Consider the following 22,029-nt stretch of genomic DNA (forward strand, 5'->3'; position numbering starts at 1 on the left):
CTTATTCACGGAGAGCTATCACGACCCGGGCGTACAAACGCACGTTTCACGCGCTCGTATTGCGCCGCACTCAACGGTGGTGCGCCGACGCCTGTCGCCAACGCTTTCAACTCGCTCCCTACGGCCCGGGCCTGAATCACAAACAGGCGAACCTTGGCCGGGCCAGTTGAATCGGCGCTGCGTCCCGACTCATGTGCCTCACGGCTGAACGCTCCCAGCCACAGGCGCTTGCCCTGCGGCACCCTTACCACACTGCTGACACTCACCCGCCCGACCGCTGTCGGTTTGCCACGCCGCCCCGCCTGGCTCAGTTGTCGACCATCCTCGACATGGAGAAGCATCTCGATCTGATTCGCTTCGGCAAAACGCGGCAGCACGCTGACCTGGGAGCCATATTGCACGGGCTTCCAATCAGCATGGTCAGCTCCGGGAGCCGGCAGGTAGAAGGTATGGTTATCCTGAAACACGGCCGGCACATTCTCCTGGGTGAGAATTACCGGCAACGTCATCACCCTTGCTCGCCGCCGGCGCTCCAGCGTGGCTATTTGCGCCATCAAGCGGTTATCGTCCATCGGCTCCAGAATTCGCGTGGCCTGGGCCTTCGCGCCCTTGTGCCAGTCAAAGCCCAGCTTTTTCAGTTCATCACGGTCCACGTCCACCATCCACAGCGAGACTTCGATAGAACGCTTGGGTGTGTCCAACTCCGCCACCAGGCGTTCGATAAGAGCCAGTTGCGCAGGCTTGCCCTTGATCAGCAGGCTGTTGGTATCCGGATAGGCGATCACTACCAGGCTCTTGTCGGCCAGCGCTCCCTTCTGTTCAGAACCCAACAGGGTGTCGATCGTCGATGCGATGCCCGGCACCGTGACGTTTTCGTCGCCCATGGCATACCCTCGGTCCGCCACATGGGTGTTGAGTACCTGAACGACAGCAAACACCTGGTTACCTACGTGCAATTCAGCCCGCTCGCGATCCATCAACTGGGCCAGACGCAAGACCTGGTCGACATAATGGGGCGGCCCGGACACATGGAATGTCCGCGTCCCGCTCACGCGCAGGGGGTAACGTGTTTCATCAAGTCCCGAGCGGCGCATGAAGCCACGAAACCTGTCGACCGATATATGCCGCAACACCACCGCCAGGCTTTTTGCCTCGCTGACGGCGTAGAGGTAGAGCGCCTGCCCATCGCTGTACCAGATCAAGCCGTATTGCTGTGAAAGCGTCTCCAGGGCGTGTTGCGGCGTATCGAGGTCAATGACCTCGCTGATGCGTATGCGCGCCACTTCACTGCTCACGACGATGGGCAGGCCCATAGGCACGGACAAGGCGGTAAAAACGGTGTGCAGGCTCTCGTCCTGCGCTTGGTAGGTTTCGCCCTGGGCATCGACACTTCCCAGCATCAGCGCAGCAAACAGCAGCCAGAGACAGGGAGTCGTTACGGAAAAGTGAGCGTACACCTTGGATTTCCTGGGCGGCCTGGCAGTAAGAAGCGGCCATACTGAAAGGCAGCCGATTTTCAATCTTGATGGAAAGTTGACGGCTGGCGGCGCCCATTGGCCCGTGGCATGTGCCTTGCTATGGACTCTGTATCAGAGCGCGCACCAACGGCGGAGCGGGCTTACGGACAAAGGCGTCGTTACCCGCAATGGCCTTGCATCGCCATCTGAGGGAACGACGCTTTTTTTTGAAAGAAAAGGTAGGTGTTGATGAACGATTCGGTTGGCAACAGCCCGATGAACGACCCGCTGGCCTGGGTCAACGGCAGTGATGCCCCGGAGAAGAGCAGCCTTGACCTGGGCTTCATGGCCTTGAGCGATTGCGCATCCCTGGTGGTGGCGGCGACCCAGGGCTTCGCACAGCCTTATGGCTTGACCTTGAACCTCAAGCGCCAACCTTCATGGGCCAACCTGCGGGACAAACTGGTCAGCGGCGAACTGGATGCCGCCCACAGCCTGTACGGGTTGGTGTACGCAGTGCACTTGGGCATCGGCGGCGTCGCGCCTACCGACATGGCAGTACTGATGGGGCTGAACCAGAACGGTCAAAGCATCAACCTGTCCCACAGCCTGCAACAGCAGGGAGTGATCACTCCTGAAGCACTGGACCGCCACGTGCACCAAAGCCGAACAAAACTGACTTTCGCCCAGACCTTTCCCACAGGCACTCACGCCATGTGGTTGTACTACTGGCTGGCGAGCCAAGGCATTCATCCGCTACAGGATGTGGACAGCGTCGTGGTACCGCCCCCGCAAATGGTCGCGCACCTGCAGGCCGGGCGTATCGATGGCTTTTGTGTCGGGGAGCCCTGGTGCGCCAGTGCCGTAAAGCAAAACCAGGGCTTTACCCTGGCGACCACCCAGGCGATCTGGCCGAACCATCCGGAAAAGGTGCTCGGCTGCACCCAGGCCTTTGTCGACCAGTATCCCAACACCGCCCGCGTGCTGGTGATGGCGATCCTGGAGGCCAGCCGCTTTATCGAGCAAAACACCGAAAACCGTCGCTCCACCGCACAACTGCTCAGCGGCCGCGAGTACCTCGATGCCCCGCTCGACTGCATTGAGCCGCGCTTGCTGGGCGCCTATGACGACGGCCTGGGCAACCAGTGGCAGGACCCCCATGCCCTGCGTTTTTTTGCCGATGGCGAGGTCAACTTGCCCTACCTCTCCGATGGCATGTGGTTCATGACCCAGTTTCGACGCTGGGGCCTGCTACGCGAAGACCCTGATTACCTGGGCGTTGCTCGCCAAGTGCAACAGCTGGCGCTGTATCGTCAGGCAGCCGAGGCACTGGGCCTCGGCAACAACGGCCAGGACATGCGCAGCAGCCAACTGATCGACGGCAAAACCTGGGACGGCTCGGACCCCGCCGGCTACGCGCGCAGCTTCCGCCTGCATGCCATGGTCGATCCTACCAGCCGCCAAGCCTTGCGCTGACAGGAGGACATCCATGCTGCGAATCCTGTTAATCAACGACACCCCGCGCAAGGTCGGCCGCCTGCGCACGGCGCTGATCGAGGCCGGCTTCGAGGTGATCGATGAATCCGGCCTGACCATCGACCTGCCCGCGCGCGTCGAAACGGTGCGCCCGGACGTCATCCTGATCGATACCGAGTCACCGGGCCGCGACGTGATGGAGCAAGTGGTGCTGGTCAGCCGCGACCAGCCCCGGCCCATTGTGATGTTTACCGACGAGCATGACCCCGACGTGATGCGCCAGGCGATCAAGTCCGGGGTCAGCGCCTACATCGTCGAAGGCATTCAGGCCCAGCGCCTGCAACCGATCCTCGATGTGGCCATGGCCCGCTTCGAGAGCGACCAGGCCTTGCGCGCCCAGCTCCAGGCGCGGGACCAGCAGTTGGCCGAGCGCAAGCGCATCGAATTGGCCAAGGGCATGTTGATGAAAATGAAGGCCTGCAATGAGGAAGAGGCCTACACCCTGATGCGCCGCCAGGCCATGAGCCGCCAGCAGAAACTGATCCAGGTGGCGGAGCAGATTATCGCCATGAGCGAACTGCTCGGTTAAACATTCGTAGCATGTGTTGGATAAGACGGTAACTACGGCCAGCATGTTGGCGCAGGACTTGCTAAGTAATAATCACAGGTAACCAACGGCGGTTGCCCCTTCACGACAAAGACGTCGCACACCCGGTTTGCCCTCGCGAACCCGGTGGCGGCGTTTTTTTTGTTTTGGCCCCCGTAGCACGGGGCCGGTGGGGCGGCCTCAGCCGGCGGCTCCATCACCAGGCCTTCTTACAAGACTCCCAACCGTTGAGGTGCGTGATGAAATCAAGCTTCTGGAAATCCGGGCACACCCCGACCCTGTTTGCCGCGTTCCTGTATTTCGACCTGAGCTTCATGGTCTGGTATTTGTTGGGCCCCCTGGCGGTGCAGATTGCCGCCGACCTGCACCTGACCACCCAGCAACGCGGCCTGATGGTGGCGACGCCGATCCTGGCCGGCGCGGTGCTGCGCTTTCTGATGGGCATGCTGGCGGACAAGCTGTCGCCCAAGACCGCTGGGCTGATCGGCCAGGTGATTGTGATCGTCGCATTGTTCGGCGCTTGGAAACTGGGGATCCACAGCTACGAACAAGCCTTGTTGCTGGGACTGTTCCTCGGCATGGCCGGCGCATCCTTTGCGGTGGCGCTGCCGCTGGCATCCCAGTGGTACCCGGCCGAACACCAGGGCAAGGCCATGGGCATCGCCGGTGCCGGTAACTCGGGCACGGTGTTCGCTGCCCTGCTGGCCCCCGTGCTGGCGGCCGCATTTGGCTGGAGCAATGTGTTCGGCTTCGCGCTGATTCCGCTGATCCTGACGCTGATCGTCTTCGCCTGGCTGGCACGCAACGCACCCGAGCGGCCGAAAGCCAAGTCCATGGCCGATTACTTCAAGGCCCTGGGCGACCGCGACAGCTGGTGGTTCATGTTTTTCTACAGCGTGACCTTCGGCGGTTTTATCGGCCTGGCGAGTGCTCTGCCCGGCTATTTCAACGACCAATATGGCCTGAGCCCCATGACTGCCGGCTACTACACCGCCGCCTGTGTGTTCGGTGGCAGCCTGATGCGCCCACTGGGCGGCGCCCTGGCCGACCGTTTCGGCGGGATCCGCACCCTGCTCGGCATGTACAGCGTTGCAGCGATCTGCATTGCGGCAGTGGGTTTCAACCTGCCCAGCTCCTACGCGGCACTGGCGCTCTTCGTCTGCACCATGCTCGGTCTGGGCGCGGGCAATGGCGCCGTGTTCCAGTTGGTGCCACAGCGTTTCCGGCGTGAGATCGGCGTAATGACCGGCTTGATCGGCATGGCCGGCGGCATCGGCGGTTTCGCCCTGGCGGCGGGCATGGGCGCGATCAAGCAAAGCACCGGTAGCTATCAACTGGCCTTGTGGCTGTTCGCCAGCCTGGGCGTACTGGCCTGGTTCGGCCTGCATGGCGTCAAGCGTCGCTGGAGAACCACTTGGGGTTCGGCCGCAGTGACCGCTGCGCGCGTCTGATGAGCCTGCAACTGAGCGTCGCCCATGCCAGCGCCATCGGCCCACGGGCGGAAAACCAGGATGCGCTTCGGGTTGTCACCCCCGCAGCGGAACTGGCGGCGAGCAAAGGTTACCTGTGCGCCATGGCCGACGGTGTGAGCCAGTGCGCCGACGGCGGCCTGGCCGCACGCTCGACTTTGCAGGCCCTGGCCCTGGATTACTACGCCACACCGCAAACCTGGGGCGTGGCGCAGGCATTGGAGCGCCTGCTGCTGGCGCAAAACCGCTGGTTGCAGGCCAATGGCGGCGGCCAGCCGTTGCTGACCACCCTCAGCGCCTTGGTCTTTCGCGGCCAGCGTTTCACCCTGGCCCATGTCGGCGATTGCCGTGCGTATCGCTGGCTGGACGGTGAGTTGCAGCGCATCAGCGAAGACCATGTGTGGGAACAACCGGGCATGCAGCACGTGCTCAAGCGTGCCCTCGGCCTGGATCAACATCTGGTGCTGGATTTTCTCGACGGTCAATTGCGCGAAGGTGAGTGCTTCCTGCTGCTCAGCGACGGCGTATGGGCCACCCTGGGCGATCACAGCATCAGCGCGATCCTGCGCGAACAAGCCGACCTGGACCTGGCGGTAACCACGCTGGTCAATGCCGCACACTTGGCGGGCAGCCAGGACAATGCCAGCGCCTTGCTGGTGCGTGTCGACACGCTCGGCGCCGCTACGCTCGGCGATGCCTTGGTGCAACTGCAGCAATGGCCCTTGCCACCGCTGCTGAAACCCGGGCAACACTTCGAAGGCTGGCAAGTGGACGCCGTGTTGGCGCAGAGCAGGCAGTCATTGCTGTACCGGGTGCACGATGCCCAACAGCAACCCTGGTTGCTGAAAACCCTGCCACTGAGCCGCGACGACGACAGCGACGCCGGCCAGGCATTGCTCTCGGAAGAGTGGTTTCTGCGGCGGGTAGCCGGGCGCGCATTTCCTGAAGTGCATGCCGCGAGCGGGCGCCAGCACTTGTACTACGTCATGCGTGAATACCCAGGGCAAACCCTGGCCGATCTGTTTCAGCACCAGGGCCCATTGCCCCTGGCGCAATGGCAGTCCGTGGCCGAGCGTTTGCTGCGCGCAGTGGGCATGCTGCATCGACGGCAGATCCTGCACCGCGACATCAAGCCGGAAAACCTGCTGTTGGGGGATGACGGTGAATTGCGCGTGCTGGATTTCGGTCTGGCCTACTGTCCCGGTCTTTCAGAGGACCGAGCCCATGTGCTGCCCGGGACCCCGAGTTTTATCGCGCCCGAAGCCTTCAATGGCGAGCGTCCGACGCCTCAACAGGATTTATACAGCGTTGGCGTCACCCTGTATTACCTGCTGACCGGGCACTATCCCTACGGGGAAATCGAAGCCTTCCAACGGCCTCGATTTGCCCAGGCTGTCAGCGCCAACCGCTATCGCTCGGACCTCCCGGATTGGCTGCCCCTGAGCCTTGAACGGGCCGTGGCCGCACAGCCGGCGCATCGCTACGAAACCGCCGAGGAATGGCTGCTGGTGCTGGAACAGGCTGACCGCCAGGAACTGAGCATCCGTCCCAGGCCTCTGCTGGAGCGCGAACCGTTGAAGGTGTGGCGCACCTTGGGCCTGGTCTCGATGCTGATCAATCTGATTCTTCTGTATTCACTCTTTCACAGCTGACGTCAGCTCTAGACGAGGAAAAAACCCATGAACGCAAAAGTCTGGCTGGTGGGCGCGGGCCCTGGCGACCCGGAGTTGTTGACCCTCAAGGCTGTACGGGCCATGCACGAAGCCGATGTGGTACTGATCGATGACTTGGTCAACCCGGCGGTGCTGGAGCATTGCGCCAAGGCGCGAGTGATCACGGTTGGCAAACGCGGCGGCTGCCGCTCGACCCCGCAGGACTTCATCCACCGCCTGATGCTGCGTTACGCCCGCCAAGGCAAATGCGTGGTGCGGCTAAAGGGGGGTGACCCATGCATTTTCGGGCGCGGTGGCGAAGAAGCCATGTGGCTGCGCGAACGCGGCGTCGAAGTAGAGTTGGTCAACGGGATTACCGCCGGGCTGGCGGGCGCAACGAATTGCGCGATTCCACTGACGTTGCGTGGCGTCAGCCGCGGTGTGACCCTGGTCACGGCCCATACCCAGGACGACAGCAGCCTTAATTGGCGCGCGCTGGCGGAAGGCGGCACGACATTGGTGGTGTATATGGGAGTGGCCAAGCTGGAGGAGATTCGCCAGCAATTGCTGGAAGGTGGGATGGCGGCAGATATGCCGGTGGCGATGATCGAGAATGCATCACTGCCCCAACAGCGCGAATGCCGCAGCCAGCTGTCGCGGATGCATGAAGACGCCCAGGCATTTGCCTTGAAGAGCCCGGCGATTCTGGTGATCGGCCATGTTGCAGCCACCGAGCAGACGGCTTACGTCGCTACCGCAGTCAGCGCCTGAGACAAACTCCAGGCGAAAAAAAACCCGGCCGAAGCCGGGTTTTTTTCTACATCTCAGTAATTACTGAGCGGTAGCTTCAACCGACGCTTCTACGCGACGGTTAACAGCACGACCAGCTTCAGTTGCGTTGTCAGCAACTGGGCGGGATTCGCCGTAACCTACAGCAGTTACACGGCTAGGAGCCACGCCGTCTTTAACCAGGACTTGCTTAACAGCGTCAGCACGACGCTGGGACAGCTTCTGGTTGTAAGCGTCTGGACCTACGGAGTCAGTGTGACCAGCAACTTCTACGTTGGTAGCTGGGTACTGAGCCATGAAGTCGGCCAGGTTTTTCACGTCGCCATAGCTGTTAGGCTTAACAACGGCCTTGTCGAAGTCGAACTTAACGTCCAGCTCAACACGAACAACCTGAGCAACTGGAGCTTCTGGCTCTGGAGTTGGCTCTGGAGCTGGTGCTGGGGTAGGAGCTGGAGCAGCTGCGCCAGCGTTACCGCCGAAGTTCACGCCCAGGCCAACCAGTGCGGAGTAGTCCCACTTGCCGTTGTCCAGACCGTAGTCAGCTTCAACACCGGCACGAGCGTACAGGTTGTTGGTGAAGTAGTACTTCACGCCGGTACCAACGGTAGCGAAGGTAGTCTGGTCGCGACCGCTGTGGCCGTCAGCCTGAACGTTGGTACGGCTCTGGTGACCGAAGCCGCCTTCTACGTATGGACGCAGGCTGTCTACGCCAGCTTGACCGAAGTGATACTGGGCAACCAGGCTGCCGGTATCGCCTTTGATCTTCTGGTTACCAGTACCGTCGTTCGAACGGGTGTGGTTGGTCTTGTCGTAGGACAGGTTCAAGGACAGGTCGTCGGTCAGGAAGTAACCGATGCGAGCGCCAGGATTGAAGCCGTCTTCGATGTGCTTGACGCTATCGTTGTACTGCTTCTTGTAGAACAGCTCGCCTTCAACTGCGCCTTGGCCTTGTGCCAGAACGCCGAAAGAAGTAGCGGCAATAAGAGAACCAATGGCCAAGCCCAAGGTGTTTTTCAGTTTCATCCGTTAAATCCCCATCTGGTGATTGTAAAGCAGTCCCACAAACCGGGGGACAACTCGGCGACAAGTCTAACAGAACTTGCCTACACGTAAGAGATATTTGCCACGCACTAAGTTTCAGTCTCGCCCGCAAATTTCTCACGTAATTTATCTAGAGCACGTTTGTAACGCATTTTTGTAGCACTCAAACCCATGTGCATGATGTCAGCGATTTCCTGGAATTCCAGCTCTGCGACAAATCGTAGCACCAGAATTTCCCGGTCAATCGGGTTCACATACACCAGCCAGCGATCAAGTCCGCCCTTCTCCTCGGGTGCCGGCGCCTTTTCTTCAGACGCCTCCTCAAGGGGGTCCAGACTCAAGGCGTCCATCAAGCGACGCTTTCGCCGTTCCTTCCGATACTGCGTGATGCACTCGTTGTAGGTGATGCTGTATAGCCATGTCTTGAACTTCGATTTGCCCTCGAAGTTCTTCAGGCCGTACAGCACCTTGAGCATCACTTCCTGACAGACATCATCCGCATCTCTATCGTTCCCTAAATACCTTGAACAAACGTTGAACAGAGTGCGTTGATATCTGCGCATCAATTCTTCATACGCGCGAGTTACGTGAAACAGCTCCGTGTGTGCGCGCGCGACCAACTCCTCATCAGAGAGCTCACGGGGGTCATAGCGCGTGGACAGCGTTTGGGCTTTATTCAAAACAAGTCGTGCCGACAGTCAGGTCAATGTCCACTACAGCCCGGTCAGCCGGGCTTGCGGCGGCGTACATTAGCAGGGTTTACCGGGTTAGCGGCTACTGACATGCTGCTCGAGGAGAATCCGATTGGACAGCGACACCAGGTCGCCGTCATCGGTCAGCACCGTCGTCTTGACTGTGCCGATCTCCTCGATTTGCCCTTCGACCTCGCCCACACGCACCTGTTGCCCAACCTGATACAACTCACGCACATAGATTCCCGCAAGAATCTGGCCGGCAATTTCCCGGCTTCCCAACCCCATGGCCAGCGCAACGGCCAGACCAACGGTAATCAAAACGATCACAATCACGTGGTTAAGCAGGTCAGTCTTGACCTCCAACTGGCTGATCGCGACCGAAATACTGATGATGATCACCAGCCCCTGGGCGATTCGCCCCAGGCCAGCGGCATAGTCCAATCCCACACCTTCGGCGGCACCGCGCACCAGCCCATTGGCCAATTGTGCGAGTAAAACGCCTACGAGGAGCACCAGCGCGCCGCCGAAAACCTTCGGCAAATACAGCGCCAGCATGTCGAGCGTAGCTGAAACTCGCTCAAGTCCAAGGGATTGCGCCGCGGAAACCAGAAAAATCAGCAAAACAAACCAATAGACGATCTTGCCGATCAACGTGGAGATCGGCACCTGCAGCCCGGCGCGCCCCAGCAGCTTGGTCAGGCCGGTGCCTGCCATCAGGCGGTCAAGGCCCAGTTTTGCGAGCAACTTGGACAGCAGGGTGTCGAGCAGCTTGGCCACGACAAAGCCCAGCAACACCAGGACCAGGGCACCAAACAGGTTGGGAATGAAATTCGCCACCTTGGTCCACAATGCGGTCATCGCGGTGACCAGGCTCTGGGTCCAGAGATCAAGTTCCATATTCAATCAGCCTTATCAGCAGTGCGAGCAAGAGGTTTACGACGGGAAACCGGCGATACGTGGGCCGAACCGTTGTTCAGGGCCATCATCAACGCCGGCATCCAGCGGCCGAGCAGGCCGAACAGGTCACCCGCGCCCACCTGGCGATTAGCCGTTTTCAGCACACGGCCCAGGCAGGCATCGTCGTCGCGGTTGGACGGCGAGGCATTGAGCATGTCACGCAAAGACTGTTCGAACGGATCGTGCATAAAGACCTCTCGCAAGTGATTTAAAAGACGAGGGTAAAATTCCTGGGGTCACATAGGACCCTTCCTACGTTCAGGTCATATTCAGCTCAAACCCAGCGCAATCGTCGAAACAACCACCATTGCCCCAGCGCCACCGACACCATCAACAGGCATGCAATCACGAATCCGTAAGGGCTGGCAGAGAACGGTATGCCACCCACATTTATACCCAGCAAACCGGTCAGGAAACTCATCGGCAGAAAGATCCCCGTGATGATCCCGAAGCGGTACATGGTGCGGTTCATGCGCACGCTCAAGCGCCGGTCTTCGGCCTCAAGCACAAGCCCCACGCGCTCCCGGGTCAATTCGAGCTCTTCCAGGTAGCGGGTCAGACTGTTGTTCAATTCGTTCCAGTAGTCGGCATCGTCGTCACAGAACCACGGCAATTTTATCCGCGTGAGCTGGGCAAAAATATCCCGCTGCGGCGACAGGAAACGCTTGAGCCCGGCCGCTCGGCGACGGATCTGCAAAACACTGCCATGTTCAGGTGTGTACCGTTCGTCGGTATCGAGTTTTTCTTCCTCAGCATCGACGATTTCCGACAAATCCGTGACCAGATCCTGAACCTTGTTGGTCAGGTACTGAGCCATATAAAGGATGAGCTCCGAGGCGGTTTTCGGCCCCTTGCCATCCGCCAACTGCACCAGCAGCTCATCGGTGGCGCGCAGCGGGCGCAGACGCAGGGAAATCACGCGGCTGGCAGCGGCGAAGATACGTACCGAGACCATGTCTTCCGGCTCGGCCCCCGGATTGAGGTTGACCCCGCGCAGGAACAGCAGCAACTCGGCATCCGGCAGCGGCAACAGGCGTGGGCGGGTGTTCTCCTCCAGCAGCAGGTCACAGGCGAATTCGCTCAAGCCACTGGATTTGCGCAGCCAGGTCTGGGTCTGGGGATGGCTGCGATCCCAGTGCAGCCACAGGCTTTCCTGGGGCTGCAGTTGCAAGTCGTCGAGCTCAGTCCGGGCAATCGAACGCGCACCGCCTTTACCGTCCAGCACCAGGGCATGCACCAGCCCCCACTGCGCGTTTTCTTCCTCGAACATCCTCACCCCTGTTGGTTATTGCGGTTTATTCAGGCATTTGCAGCGGGCTTGGCGAGACGATCACGCCATTGTTGTCGGCGTAGATGTACTCACCTGGACGGAACGTCACACCCGCAAATGTCACCACGACGTTCAGGTCACCGATGCCGCGCTTGTCGGTTTTCATCGGATGGCTGGCCAACGCCTGTACGCCCAGGTCAGTCTGGGCGATGACATCGACGTCACGGATGCAGCCGTAGATCATCAGGCCTTCCCAGCCGTTTTTAGCGGCTTTCTCGGCGATCATGTCGCCCAGCAACGCGCGGCGCAGGGAACCGCCACCGTCGACCACCAGCACCTTGCCGGCGCCCGGCTGGTCGGCCTGTTCCTTGACGAGGGAGTTATCTTCGAAGCATTTGATGGTGACGATCTCGCCGCCAAAGGAATCTCGGCCGCCGAAGTTGCTGAACATCGGCTCGACCACCTGCACCAGGTCAGGGTAGGCGTCGCACAGGTCGGGGGTCACGTAATGGTTCATTGAAAAAATTCCTTTCCGTCAAAGAAGTGTCTTTCGAAAGAAGCGCCAGCCGGAGCCGGTGCGCAACATCCCATCCGCTTCGTCGCAACGCAATAACCAGTGAGCGACTGAATATGACCAGAAGCGTTTAACGCGTCATATCTTAGCCGCAACCACACACGAGCGAAACGCCCTTGGCAGAGCCCTGCGTCAAACTACGACCAATGCCTCAGGCTTGGCACCCAACAAAGGTGTCAGTGGATCGTTTAACCATTGTTTTACCAGCGGCCAGACCTCGGCCTGGGCGGCTTTGCTGACCAGCATTTCCACATGCCCGAAATCCTCGGTAAAGCCTTGCTGACGCCCCAGGCACAGGTACTGACGGTGCTCGGAGCCGATCTGCTCGAACAGCTTGCGGCAAGCCCAGTCCGGATCTTGCTGATCGCCCGCCGCGCTCACAGCCAACAGCGGCACGTCGACATCCGCCAGGCCTTTCCACCAATCCCGCTTACCTTCGCCAAAGCGACCGAACAGGCCATTCCAGCGCATGGCTTCGATCAGCACGCCCGCCGGTTCGTCCTCCGGTCCTCGCTTGAGCCGCGAGCCGGACACTCCGCCGAAGCGCTTTAAAAGCAGACGGCCGGTCCACTCCACCGGCGGAAGCTTCAACGGCCAGTGGCTGCGACTGACCTGACAGCCAAACAAGGCCACCGAGGCCACCGCCGGCGCGCCAAGATGCTGCCCACCCAGGGCCGCCGCCAGGGTTGTGCCGCCCAGAGAGTGACCAATCCAATGGGGAATCTGCGCACTTTGCTCACGCACAAACGCGCCAATGGCCGGCAAGTCGTAGCGCGCGTAGTCGGCGACCCGGTTCCGGGCGTAGTCCTGATTGCGCCGGGACAGCCCGTGGCCACGCATTTCCGGGATCCACACATCGAACCCCTGGCGTGCCAGGTAGGCGCCAAGGCCGATACCCTTGGGCGAGTACCAGAAGCGCCGATTGGAAAAACTGCCGTGCAACAAAATAACCGGGATGCCCCGGCTCTCAGGGACATCGGCCAGGCCCAAACGGGTAACGGCCAGCTCGACGGTACCGTCGGGGCTGTTACCGGGCTTGAGGCGGTACACATCTTCACTCAGGTCGCCACGACGTTCAGCACTGATCAGGGCGACGGGAAACAGGTTGCTGCTGCTTTGCATAATGCTCTTGCACAAAAAAGGGCGGCGTCCGGAAGGATTTCCGCCCCGCACAGATAAGAATGCCGGTCACCCTCGACGGGGGGACCGGCACTTTTGACATCACGACCTTAGGCGGACGCTTGGCCTTCCGCCAGGAAGAACCAGGTTTCCAGCACGGAATCGGGGTTAAGCGAGACGCTTTCGATACCCTGCTCCATCAGCCATTTGGCCAGGTCCGGGTGATCGGAAGGGCCTTGGCCGCAGATACCGATGTACTTGCCGGCCTTGTTGCACGCCTGGATGGCGTTGGCCAGCAGCTTCTTGACCGCAGGGTTACGCTCGTCGAACAGGTGAGCGATGATCCCGGAGTCGCGGTCCAGGCCCAGGGTGAGCTGGGTCAGGTCGTTGGAACCGATGGAGAAACCGTCGAAGAACTCCAGGAACTCCTCGGCCAGGATGGCGTTGGACGGGAGTTCGCACATCATGATCACGCGCAGGCCGTTTTCGCCGCGGGACAGGCCGTTTTCGGCCAGCAGGTCGACCACTTGGCTCGCCTCGCCCAGGGTACGTACGAACGGCACCATGATCTCGACGTTGGTCAGGCCCATCTCGTTGCGCACACGCTTGAGGGCGCGGCATTCGAGCTCGAAACAGTCACGGAACGCTTCGCTGATGTAACGCGAAGCGCCACGGAAGCCCAGCATCGGGTTTTCTTCTTCCGGCTCGTAGAGCTTGCCGCCGATCAGGTTGGCGTATTCGTTGGACTTGAAGTCCGACAGGCGCACGATGACCTTTTTCGGGTAGAACGCCGCCGCCAGGGTGCTGATGCCTTCCACCAGCTTCTCGACGTAGAAGCCCACTGGGTCGTTGTAGCCGGCGATGCGCTTGTCCACGCTTTCCTTGATGTCCAGCGGCAGGCCGTCGTAGTTCAACAGGGCCTTGGGGTGCACGCCGATCATGCGGTTGATGATGAACTCCAGACGGGCCAGGCCCACACCGGCGTTCGGCAACTGCGCGAAGTCGAAGGCACGGTCCGGGTTGCCGACGTTCATCATGATCTTGAACGGCAGGTCGGGCATTGCGTCGATGGAGTTTTGCTTGATGTCGAAGCCCAGCTCGCCTTCAAAGATGAAGCCGGTGTCGCCTTCGGCGCAGGACACAGTCACGCCCTGGCCGTCCTTGAGCAGTTGGGTGGCGTTGCCGCAACCGACCACTGCCGGGATCCCCAGTTCGCGGGCGATGATCGCCGCGTGGCAGGTACGCCCGCCACGGTTGGTGACGATGGCGCTGGCACGCTTCATCACCGGTTCCCAGTCCGGGTCGGTCATGTCGGAAACCAGCACGTCACCAGGCTGGACTTTGTCCATCTCGGACACGTCCTTGATGATCCGCACCTTGCCGGCGCCGATGCGCTGGCCGATGGCACGGCCTTCCACCAGCACGGTGCCGGTTTCCTTGAGCAGGTAGCGTTCCATGACATTGGCCGAGGTACGGCTTTTCACGGTTTCCGGACGGGCCTGCACGATGTACAGCTTGCCGTCGTCCCCGTCCTTGGCCCATTCGATGTCCATCGGGCACTTGTAGTGCTTTTCGATGATCATCGCTTGCTTGGCCAATTCGCTGACTTCCGCGTCGCTCAGGCAGAAGCGCGCGCGCTCGGCCTTGTCGACGTCCACGGTTTTCACCGAACGACCGGCCTTGGCCTCGTCGCCGTAGATCATCTTGATCGCCTTGCTGCCCAGGTTGCGGCGCAGGATGGCCGGGCGGCCGGCTTCAAGGGTGTGTTTGTGTACGTAGAATTCGTCGGGGTTGACCGCGCCTTGTACAACGGTTTCGCCCAGGCCGTAGGCGCCGGTGATAAACACCACGTCACGGAAGCCCGACTCGGTGTCCAGGGTGAACATCACGCCGGCGGTGCCGGTTTCCGAACGCACCATGCGCTGCACACCGGCAGACAGGGCCACCAGCTTGTGGTCGAAACCCTGGTGCACGCGGTAGGAAATGGCGCGGTCATTGAACAGCGAGGCAAACACTTCCTTGGCTGCGCGGATCACGTTTTCCACGCCGCGGATGTTCAGGAAGGTTTCTTGCTGACCCGCGAAAGAAGCATCCGGCAAGTCTTCGGCGGTGGCCGAGGAGCGCACGGCAACGGCCATGTCAGGGTTGCCCGCCGACAATGTGGCGAAGGCGGTGCGGATTTCTTCGTTGAGTTTTTCAGGGAACTCGGCTTCCATGATCCATTGGCGGATCTGGGCGCCGGTTTTGGCCAGGGCGTTGACGTCATCGACGTCCAGGGCATCCAGCGCGGCGTGGATCTGAGCGTTGAGGCCGCTCAGTTCGAGGAAATCGCGGTAGGCCTGTGCCGTGGTGGCGAAACCACCGGGCACCGACACACCTGCGCCTGCAAGATTACTGATCATCTCGCCGAGGGATGCGTTCTTGCCCCCTACGTGCTCTACATCATGGACGCCGAGCTTATCGAGGGAAACTACGTACTCTACCAAGGTGATCTCTCCACTAACTGTGTTGGAAAAGCTCAGGACGCCGGCTGCTCGTAGGAGCGATTACCCGCGTTTGTGGCCTGGACCTGGAAAATAAGTGAGAATGCGGCCCACTATGGGGCGGCAAAATCGCGCCTATCATATCCAAGATTCGTCATCAGCTTAAGGCCCAGGGCTCAAATGAAACGATCTGCTTTCTTTATCTCCGACGGCACCGGCATTACAGCCGAAACCCTGGGTCAAAGCCTGCTCGCTCAGTTCGAAAACGTTACGTTCGCAAAATTCACACGGCCCTATATCGACAGCGTGGATAAAGCGCGGGCTATGGTACAACAAATCAATCTGGCGGCTGAAAAAGACGGCTTTCGGCCGATCATTTTTGACACCATCGTCAATCAAGACATCCGTGAGATTCTCGCAACGTCGAATGGTTTCATGATCGACATTTTCTCGACGTTCCTGGCGCCGCTGGAGCAGGAGTTGAGCGAACACTCCTCCTATTCGGTCGGAAAGTCCCATTCCATCGGGCATAACTCCAATTATATGGAGCGTATCGAGGCGGTGAACTTCGCCCTCGACAACGACGACGGCGCTCGCACCCACTACTACGACAAGGCCGACTTGATCCTGGTCGGCGTGTCACGCTGCGGCAAAACGCCCACCTGTCTGTACATGGCCATGCAATTCGGCATCCGTGCGGCCAACTACCCGCTGACCGAAGACGACATGGAGCACCTGACGCTGCCTGCGGCGCTGCGCGCCCATTCGCACAAGCTGTTCGGCCTGACCATCGACCCGGACCGTCTCACCGCCATCCGCAACGAGCGCAAGCCCAACAGCCGCTACTCCAGCTATGCCCAGTGCGAATTCGAAGTGCGCGAAGTAGAAAATCTGTTTCGTCGCGAGAATATTGCGCACATCAATTCCACGCATTTTTCGGTGGAAGAGATTTCGGCGAAGATTCTGGTGGAGAAAGGTGTGGAACGGCGCTTCAAATAACACCTTGATACTCTGTTTTACTGTGACGAGCGGGCTTGTCCCGCTCGCCACAGTTACAGTGCTCCTCCTTAACTGGCTTGCTTTCGGGCTTGCCACAACAAGCCTGCTCACAGCATGGACGTCCACTCGCTATAGGTGAAACCGCCCTCCCCCCTGCCCCAACGCCGTCGCCAACGCATCAAACCCCGCCCGCAACAAATGATCATCCCCCGACGTATTGCAGATACTGGCCCGAATGAACTGCGGCACCGCCGTCTGCCCTACGGCAAACGCCTCGGCGGTGGCGATCAGGTAATTATTCTGCTTGAGCTCCGCCTCGATTTCCGACGCGCGCCAGGGCTCCGGCACTTCGATCCAGAAGTGAGGGCTGTTCAGGTGAGTGCGGTACGCCAGGCCGATCAACAAGTCCTGCACCAGGGTTTTGCGTCGGCTGATCTCGTTGATCTGCTGGCGCAGCAGGTATTCAGCCGTGCCGTTTTCAATCCACTGCGTCGCCAGTTCCAGGGTCACCGGCGTGGCCATCCAGCAGGTGGAGCGCAAGGCCGCCGAGATACGGCTGACCAGCGCCGGGGGCGCATGCACATACCCCACACGCAGCCCGGCAGACACGGCCTTGCTCAGGCTGCTGATCAAAATCGTACGTTCGGGAGCGAAATGGCTGAGGGGCGGTGGACGGTCTTCAACCAATACGCCGTGGGCTTCGTCCTCAAGAATCAGCAGATTATGTTCCCGGCACACCTTCACCAGGGCTTCGCGGCGCAGCACCGATAACACCGCCGTGGTCGGGTTCTGGATGGTCGGCGTGCAATACAACGCTGAAACCCGGTGATTACGACAGACTTCATCCAGCGCGCTCGGCAGCACGCCTTCTTCGTCCATCTCCAGGCCGATCAAGCGGATACCCAGCATGCGTGCGGCAGTGATCAGCCCCGGGTAAGTCAATTGTTCGGTGACCACCGTATCGCCAGCGCGCAGCAGGGCCATCATCGCGCACAGCAGGCCATGCTGGCCGCCGTTGACGCAGATCACCTGCTCGGGGATCGGATGAAAATCACGCTGCACCAGCCACTGCGCGCCCGCATCGCGATAACGCGGCAGGCCGGCGTCCGGGGTGTAGGCACTGATGTCCTGGAGGAACTTGGCGTTGGTCGAGAGGGTTTGGAAGCTTTGTGCCAGGAAGGTGGTTTCCTGACCCGGGATATGCATGTTGCGGCTCATGTCGAAGTACTGGCGCGGCTCCTCGCTGAAGTTACGAAAGCCTTCATCACGCTGGCGCTCCATCCCACGCTTGCGTACGAACGTGCCGTCACCCACTCGCGCTACCACCAAACCCAGACGCTCTAGCTCACCATAGGCCCGGCTGATGGTGCCGATGGTCACCCCCAGATTGTCGGAAAGCACCCGATGAGGCGGCAGTTTTCGTCCCGGCTCAATCAAGCCTTCGAGGATGCCCCGTTCCATGACGTCGGACAGGCGCTTGTACTTCACGCCCTGCCCGTTGGACAACCCCTCACGCATAATTGACACCATGTCAATATTTGTTTTGACAGCCATCTTTCGCCCTAATAGTGTGCTTTTACGGGTTCAATCGCCGAATTTTACAACTCATTACAAGCTCAATATAGAGTTCAATTCAGGCTCAGGGAAGCAATAAACGATGCCAATGTCCGCCGTTCTCGAAAACACCGCCAAAACCAAAACGCAAAAACAGTGGCTGGCCGGGCTGGTGACCAGTGTGATGTTCCTGATCGTATGCCTGAGCTGGGGCACCACGTGGCTGGGGATCAAAATCGCCGTTGAGAGCGTGCCGCCGCTGACGTCCGCCGGCCTGCGCTTCCTGATCGCCTTCCCGCTGTTCCTGTGTTTCGCCATGGTGCGCCGTGAACCCATCCTGTTTCCGCGCGAGAGCCGCTGGTTCTTCGTGTTCGTGACCCTGTCCTACTTCAGCGTGCCCTACTACCTGCTCAACTACGGCGAGATGCATGTGTCATCCGGCCTCACCGCCCTGCTGTTCAGTTGCATGCCGGTGTTTATCCTGATTTTCTCCGCGTTGTTCCTGCGCGAGCGCATCTACTTTTCACAGGTGGTCGGCATCGGTATCGGTTTCGGCAGCCTCTACATGATCATCAGGAGCCAAGGCCTGCACCTGGACCACGCCGAGTTCTTCGGGGTGCTCGCAATTCTGACTGCCGCGATCATGCATGCCTTGTGCTACGTGATTACCAAGCAGAAAGGCAGCGCCATCAGCGTGATCACCTACAACACCCTGCCCATCGGCATTGCCGGGCTGATGCTGTTCGTGGCCGGGTTGTGGTTTGAAACGCCGACCTTCGAAAACATCACCCTGCGGTCCTGGAGCGCGCTGTTCTACCTGGGGCTGGTGGCTTCGGTGGGAGGGTTCATCGTGTATTTCATGCTGCTCAAGCGCTTGAGCCCGATCATCCTGTCATTCGTGTTCATCATTTTCCCGGTGTTCGCGGTGATCATCGGTGCCTGGTACGAAGGCGTGGCGATTTCCCGCGACCTGATGCTGTATTCGGCCATCCTGCTGGCCGGCTTTGCGATCACCAAGTTGCCCGTTGAAAAACTCCTGGCCAAGAAAAATTGACCCTCCATCAACGCGAGAGAAACATGGACGTCCTCCGCCCCAAAGCCCTGGAACAGATCTACGCCCACGCCAGCCGCAGCTACCCCGAGGAATGCTGCGGCTTCGTCTTCGCCGACGGCAGCGTATACCTGGGCAAAAACATCCAGAACGAACTGCACCGCAAGAACCCCGAGATGTACCCGCGCAGCGCGGCCAATGGCTACACCTTCTCGGTGGCCGACACCCTGCTGCTGAACAAGGCGTTTCGCAGCGACAACCCGGTGGTGGTGATCTACCACTCCCACCCGGATGTCGGCGCCTATTTCAGCGATGAAGACCAGGACAAGGCCCTGTTCATGGGCGAGCCGATCTACCCCGTCAGTTACCTGGTGGTCGACGTTCGCCAGGGCCAGGCCCTGGGTTCAAAACTGTTTGCCTGGGATGGCAAGCATTTCGCCCTAACCCCCTTCAACGACCTGCACACGGAGTTGTCCATGAACGCTGTCTCTTTCCCCGACATTCTGGTTCGCGTGGCCAAGCTGCCGGAATCGACCCTCGAGGGCGCCGGATCGACATTGCGCGAAGTCATTGAAAACCTCTGCAGCAGCCACCCGCAGTTGCGCGCCCATCTGTTTCACGAAAAGAACAACCAGCTCAAGGAACACTTCCTGTTCACCGCCGAGGAAGAGCTGATCAGCGCCGACGACCGGCTGCCGGAAAAAGCCCGCATCGAAGTGCTGCTCGCCACCTCCGGCGGTATGGACGTCGACAGCCTCAGCAACGAAGAAGTGCAACGTTATGTGCGCCATATCACCCTGCCCGGCGTCGGCCGCGAAGGCCAGTTGAACCTCAAGAACGCCAAGGTGTTGATCATCGGCACCGGCGGCCTGGGCTCGCCCATCAGCCTGTACCTGGCGGCGGCCGGTGTCGGTACCCTGGGGCTGGTGGATTTCGACGTAGTGGAAAGCAGCAACCTGCAACGCCAGATCGTCCACGGCAACAGCACCCTGGGCATGCCCAAGGTCGAGTCCGCCAAGCAGCGCTTGCAGGACCTCAACCGCCATATCCAGATCAACGCCCACAACACCGCGTTGAACGCCGATAACGCCCTGGAACTGGTGGGCGCCTATGACCTGGTGATCGACGGCACCGACAATTTCGATACGCGCTACTTGGTCAACGACGCCTGCGTGCAACTGGGCAAACCCCTGGTGTACGGCGCCATCTACCGTTTCGACGGGCAGATCAGCGTGCTCAACTACCAAGGCGGGCCGTGCTACCGCTGCCTGTTCCCCAGCGCACCGCCCGCAGAGCTGGCGCCTAATTGCAGCGCCGGTGGTGTGATCGGCGTGCTTCCCGGGGTAGTCGGGATGATCCAGGCCACCGAGGCGATCAAACTGTTGATCGGTATTGGCGAGCCCCTGTCCGGCCGGCTGATGCGCTTCGATGCGCTGGCGATGAAGTTCAGCGAAATCCGTTTCAAGCGCCGTGCCAACTGCCCGTGCTGCTCCGACCTGCGCCACAGCCAAACCCAGGCACCGACCGTGTGCGCAGATGCCGTGCCCAGCCAACCGTCCCTGGCCGAAGAGCGCTACATCAAGCCGCGCGTACTCAAGCAGGTACTCGAACACCCCAGCAGCGCCGACGTGCTGCTGGATGTGCGCGACGCCAGCGAACTGGAGGTGTGCAAATTACCGGGGGTGGTGCATATCCCCCTGGCCGAGCTGGATGGCCAACTCGGGCGCCTCAGCCGTGACAACACCCATTACCTGATCTGCTACGCCGGCACCCGCGCCGAGCAGGCGGCCAGCACATTGCTGGCAGCCGGATTCGCCAACACCAAAGTTCTGCAGGGCGGCATGAAGCACTGGGTTCGCGACGTCGAACCCGACATGCCGCTGTATTGAGCCGAGGACTGAATGATGTTGCATAACTCTATTCTCGACGCCATCGGCCACACGCCGATCGTCCGCCTGGCGCAGTTTTCCGAAGACCTCGGCATCGAGGTCTACGCCAAGCTCGAATCCCTCAACCCTGGCGGCAGCCACAAGGCACGCATCGCCCTGGGCATGATCCTCGACGCCGAGCGGCGCGGCGTGCTGATCCGTGATTCCGGGCAAACCATCATCGAACCCAGCGGCGGCAATACCGGCATCGGCCTGGTGATGGCCGGCAACGTGCTTGGCTACAAGGTGGTGCTGGTGATCCCGGACAACTACAGCCCCGAAAAACAGAAGCTGCTGCGCCTGTACGGCGCCAAGGTGGTGCTCTCCGACAGCCGCCTGGGCAACAACTCCCATGGCGAAAAATGCATGGAGCTGCAGCTGGAAAACCCCAGCTATGTGATGCTCAACCAGCAACGCAACGGCGCCAACCCGCAAACCCACCGTGAAACCACCGCGCCGGAAATCCTCCGCGCCTTTGGTGATCGCCGTGTTGACTATTTCGTCAGCGGCATCGGCACGGGTGGCCACATCACCGGCATCGGCGAGACCCTGAAAGCCGCCTGGCCCGCCCTTCGCGTGATGGGCGTAGAGCCGGAAGAATGCGACCTGCTGAAAAACCAGCACGCGCCGCACCATATCCAGGGCCTGTCGATCGGCCTGATCCCGAGCATCCTCAACCTGGAGGTGATCGACGGCATGCTCAAGGTCTCGCGCCAGGAGTGCATCGACATGATGAAACGCATCATGCGCACCGACGCCATCAGCCTGGGCCTGTCCTCCGCCGCCAACATGGTCGCCATCGCCAGGCTCGCCCCCGAATTGCCGCCCGAAACGGTGGTATTGACCATGGTCTACGACAATGCCGACAGCTACCTGCCCAGTTTCGAATAACGGGTCTTCCAACCAGC

19 protein-coding genes are annotated in these 22,029 nt (G+C 60.3%); 9 read left to right on the plus strand and 10 right to left on the minus strand.

Going from position 1 to position 22,029, the window contains the following annotated elements:
* Positions 1–5: 5 nt before the first annotated feature.
* Positions 6–1,400, minus strand: a complete 1,395-nt coding sequence (gene sctC / locus ACHPFG_RS23840) for a type III secretion system outer membrane ring subunit SctC (protein WP_431703514.1) — start codon at positions 1,398–1,400, stop codon at positions 6–8.
* 333 nt (positions 1,401–1,733) lie between these two features.
* Between sctC and ACHPFG_RS23845 the strand changes: the two genes are divergently transcribed.
* From ACHPFG_RS23845 to cobA, 5 genes are all read left to right on the plus strand, one after another.
* Positions 1,734–2,933 carry a CmpA/NrtA family ABC transporter substrate-binding protein gene (locus ACHPFG_RS23845; RefSeq protein WP_431703515.1) on the plus strand — a complete coding sequence of 400 codons (1,200 nt, stop codon included), beginning with the start codon at positions 1,734–1,736 and terminating at the stop codon, positions 2,931–2,933.
* Positions 2,934–2,946: 13 nt separating this feature from the next.
* Entirely contained in the window at positions 2,947–3,522 is a 576-nt protein-coding gene (locus tag ACHPFG_RS23850; protein WP_027603690.1) for an ANTAR domain-containing response regulator, read from the plus strand.
* A 257-nt stretch (positions 3,523–3,779) separates the two neighbouring features.
* Positions 3,780–4,991, plus strand: a complete 1,212-nt coding sequence (locus ACHPFG_RS23855; protein WP_053132785.1) for a nitrate/nitrite transporter — start codon at positions 3,780–3,782, stop codon at positions 4,989–4,991.
* A complete protein-coding gene (locus ACHPFG_RS23860; RefSeq protein ID WP_431700595.1) occupies positions 4,991–6,661 on the plus strand; it encodes a protein kinase domain-containing protein in 1,671 nt (556 codons plus the stop codon). The genes ACHPFG_RS23855 and ACHPFG_RS23860 overlap by 1 nt, the downstream gene beginning before the upstream one ends.
* A gap of 27 nt (positions 6,662–6,688) precedes the next feature.
* Entirely contained in the window at positions 6,689–7,432 is a 744-nt protein-coding gene (gene cobA, locus ACHPFG_RS23865) for a uroporphyrinogen-III C-methyltransferase (RefSeq protein ID WP_431700596.1), read from the plus strand.
* A gap of 60 nt (positions 7,433–7,492) precedes the next feature.
* On the opposite strand, the gene ACHPFG_RS23870 is transcribed toward cobA, so the two are convergent.
* The 8 genes from ACHPFG_RS23870 to ppsA all read right to left on the minus strand — a co-directional run bounded on the left by ACHPFG_RS23870 (position 7,493) and on the right by ppsA (position 15,592).
* On the minus strand, positions 7,493–8,473 hold the full coding sequence (locus ACHPFG_RS23870; protein ID WP_065873888.1) for an OmpA family protein: 981 nt from the start codon (positions 8,471–8,473) through the stop codon (positions 7,493–7,495).
* Between the two features lie 107 nt (positions 8,474–8,580).
* Entirely contained in the window at positions 8,581–9,171 is a 591-nt protein-coding gene (gene sigX / locus ACHPFG_RS23875) for an RNA polymerase sigma factor SigX (protein ID WP_003175518.1), read from the minus strand.
* Positions 9,172–9,258: 87 nt separating this feature from the next.
* Entirely contained in the window at positions 9,259–10,083 is an 825-nt protein-coding gene (locus tag ACHPFG_RS23880; protein WP_431700597.1) for a mechanosensitive ion channel family protein, read from the minus strand.
* Positions 10,084–10,085: 2 nt separating this feature from the next.
* On the minus strand, positions 10,086–10,331 hold the full coding sequence (locus ACHPFG_RS23885) for a hypothetical protein (RefSeq protein ID WP_015885347.1): 246 nt from the start codon (positions 10,329–10,331) through the stop codon (positions 10,086–10,088).
* 86 nt (positions 10,332–10,417) lie between these two features.
* Positions 10,418–11,413 carry a zinc transporter ZntB gene (locus tag ACHPFG_RS23890; RefSeq protein ID WP_027603685.1) on the minus strand — a complete coding sequence of 332 codons (996 nt, stop codon included), beginning with the start codon at positions 11,411–11,413 and terminating at the stop codon, positions 10,418–10,420.
* Between the two features lie 25 nt (positions 11,414–11,438).
* Complete coding sequence (gene rraA / locus ACHPFG_RS23895) at positions 11,439–11,930, minus strand: ribonuclease E activity regulator RraA (protein WP_431700598.1); 492 nt, start codon at positions 11,928–11,930, stop codon at positions 11,439–11,441.
* Positions 11,931–12,119: 189 nt separating this feature from the next.
* A complete protein-coding gene (locus ACHPFG_RS23900) occupies positions 12,120–13,109 on the minus strand; it encodes an alpha/beta fold hydrolase (RefSeq protein ID WP_431700599.1) in 990 nt (329 codons plus the stop codon).
* Between the two features lie 107 nt (positions 13,110–13,216).
* Positions 13,217–15,592 (minus strand): phosphoenolpyruvate synthase, encoded by a 2,376-nt coding sequence (ppsA, locus tag ACHPFG_RS23905; RefSeq protein WP_131699689.1) that lies wholly within the window; start codon positions 15,590–15,592, stop codon positions 13,217–13,219.
* 177 nt (positions 15,593–15,769) lie between these two features.
* Here ppsA and ppsR point away from each other — a divergent pair, with 177 nt between their 5' ends.
* Positions 15,770–16,588 (plus strand): posphoenolpyruvate synthetase regulatory kinase/phosphorylase PpsR, encoded by an 819-nt coding sequence (gene ppsR, locus ACHPFG_RS23910; protein WP_003175525.1) that lies wholly within the window; start codon positions 15,770–15,772, stop codon positions 16,586–16,588.
* 129 nt (positions 16,589–16,717) lie between these two features.
* Here the strand turns inward: ppsR and ACHPFG_RS23915 are convergent, their stop codons facing one another.
* The gene (locus ACHPFG_RS23915) at positions 16,718–18,142 is read right to left on the minus strand and encodes a PLP-dependent aminotransferase family protein (RefSeq protein WP_431700600.1); all 1,425 of its coding nucleotides are present in this window, start codon (positions 18,140–18,142) and stop codon (positions 16,718–16,720) included.
* A 160-nt stretch (positions 18,143–18,302) separates the two neighbouring features.
* Here ACHPFG_RS23915 and ACHPFG_RS23920 point away from each other — a divergent pair, with 160 nt between their 5' ends.
* From ACHPFG_RS23920 to ACHPFG_RS23930, 3 genes are read left to right on the plus strand one after another with little or no spacing between them, the layout of a single operon-like run.
* Positions 18,303–19,196 (plus strand): DMT family transporter, encoded by an 894-nt coding sequence (locus ACHPFG_RS23920; RefSeq protein WP_167361139.1) that lies wholly within the window; start codon positions 18,303–18,305, stop codon positions 19,194–19,196.
* Between the two features lie 23 nt (positions 19,197–19,219).
* Positions 19,220–21,082 (plus strand): molybdopterin-synthase adenylyltransferase MoeB, encoded by a 1,863-nt coding sequence (gene moeB, locus ACHPFG_RS23925; RefSeq protein WP_431700601.1) that lies wholly within the window; start codon positions 19,220–19,222, stop codon positions 21,080–21,082.
* A 15-nt stretch (positions 21,083–21,097) separates the two neighbouring features.
* Positions 21,098–22,012, plus strand: coding sequence for a PLP-dependent cysteine synthase family protein (locus tag ACHPFG_RS23930; RefSeq protein ID WP_431700602.1), 915 nt, complete (start codon positions 21,098–21,100; stop codon positions 22,010–22,012).
* The last annotated feature ends 17 nt before the right edge of the window (positions 22,013–22,029 follow it).

This window comes from Pseudomonas sp. BR20 (assembly GCF_050780135.1).
Classification (GTDB): Bacteria; Pseudomonadota; Gammaproteobacteria; order Pseudomonadales; family Pseudomonadaceae; genus Aquipseudomonas.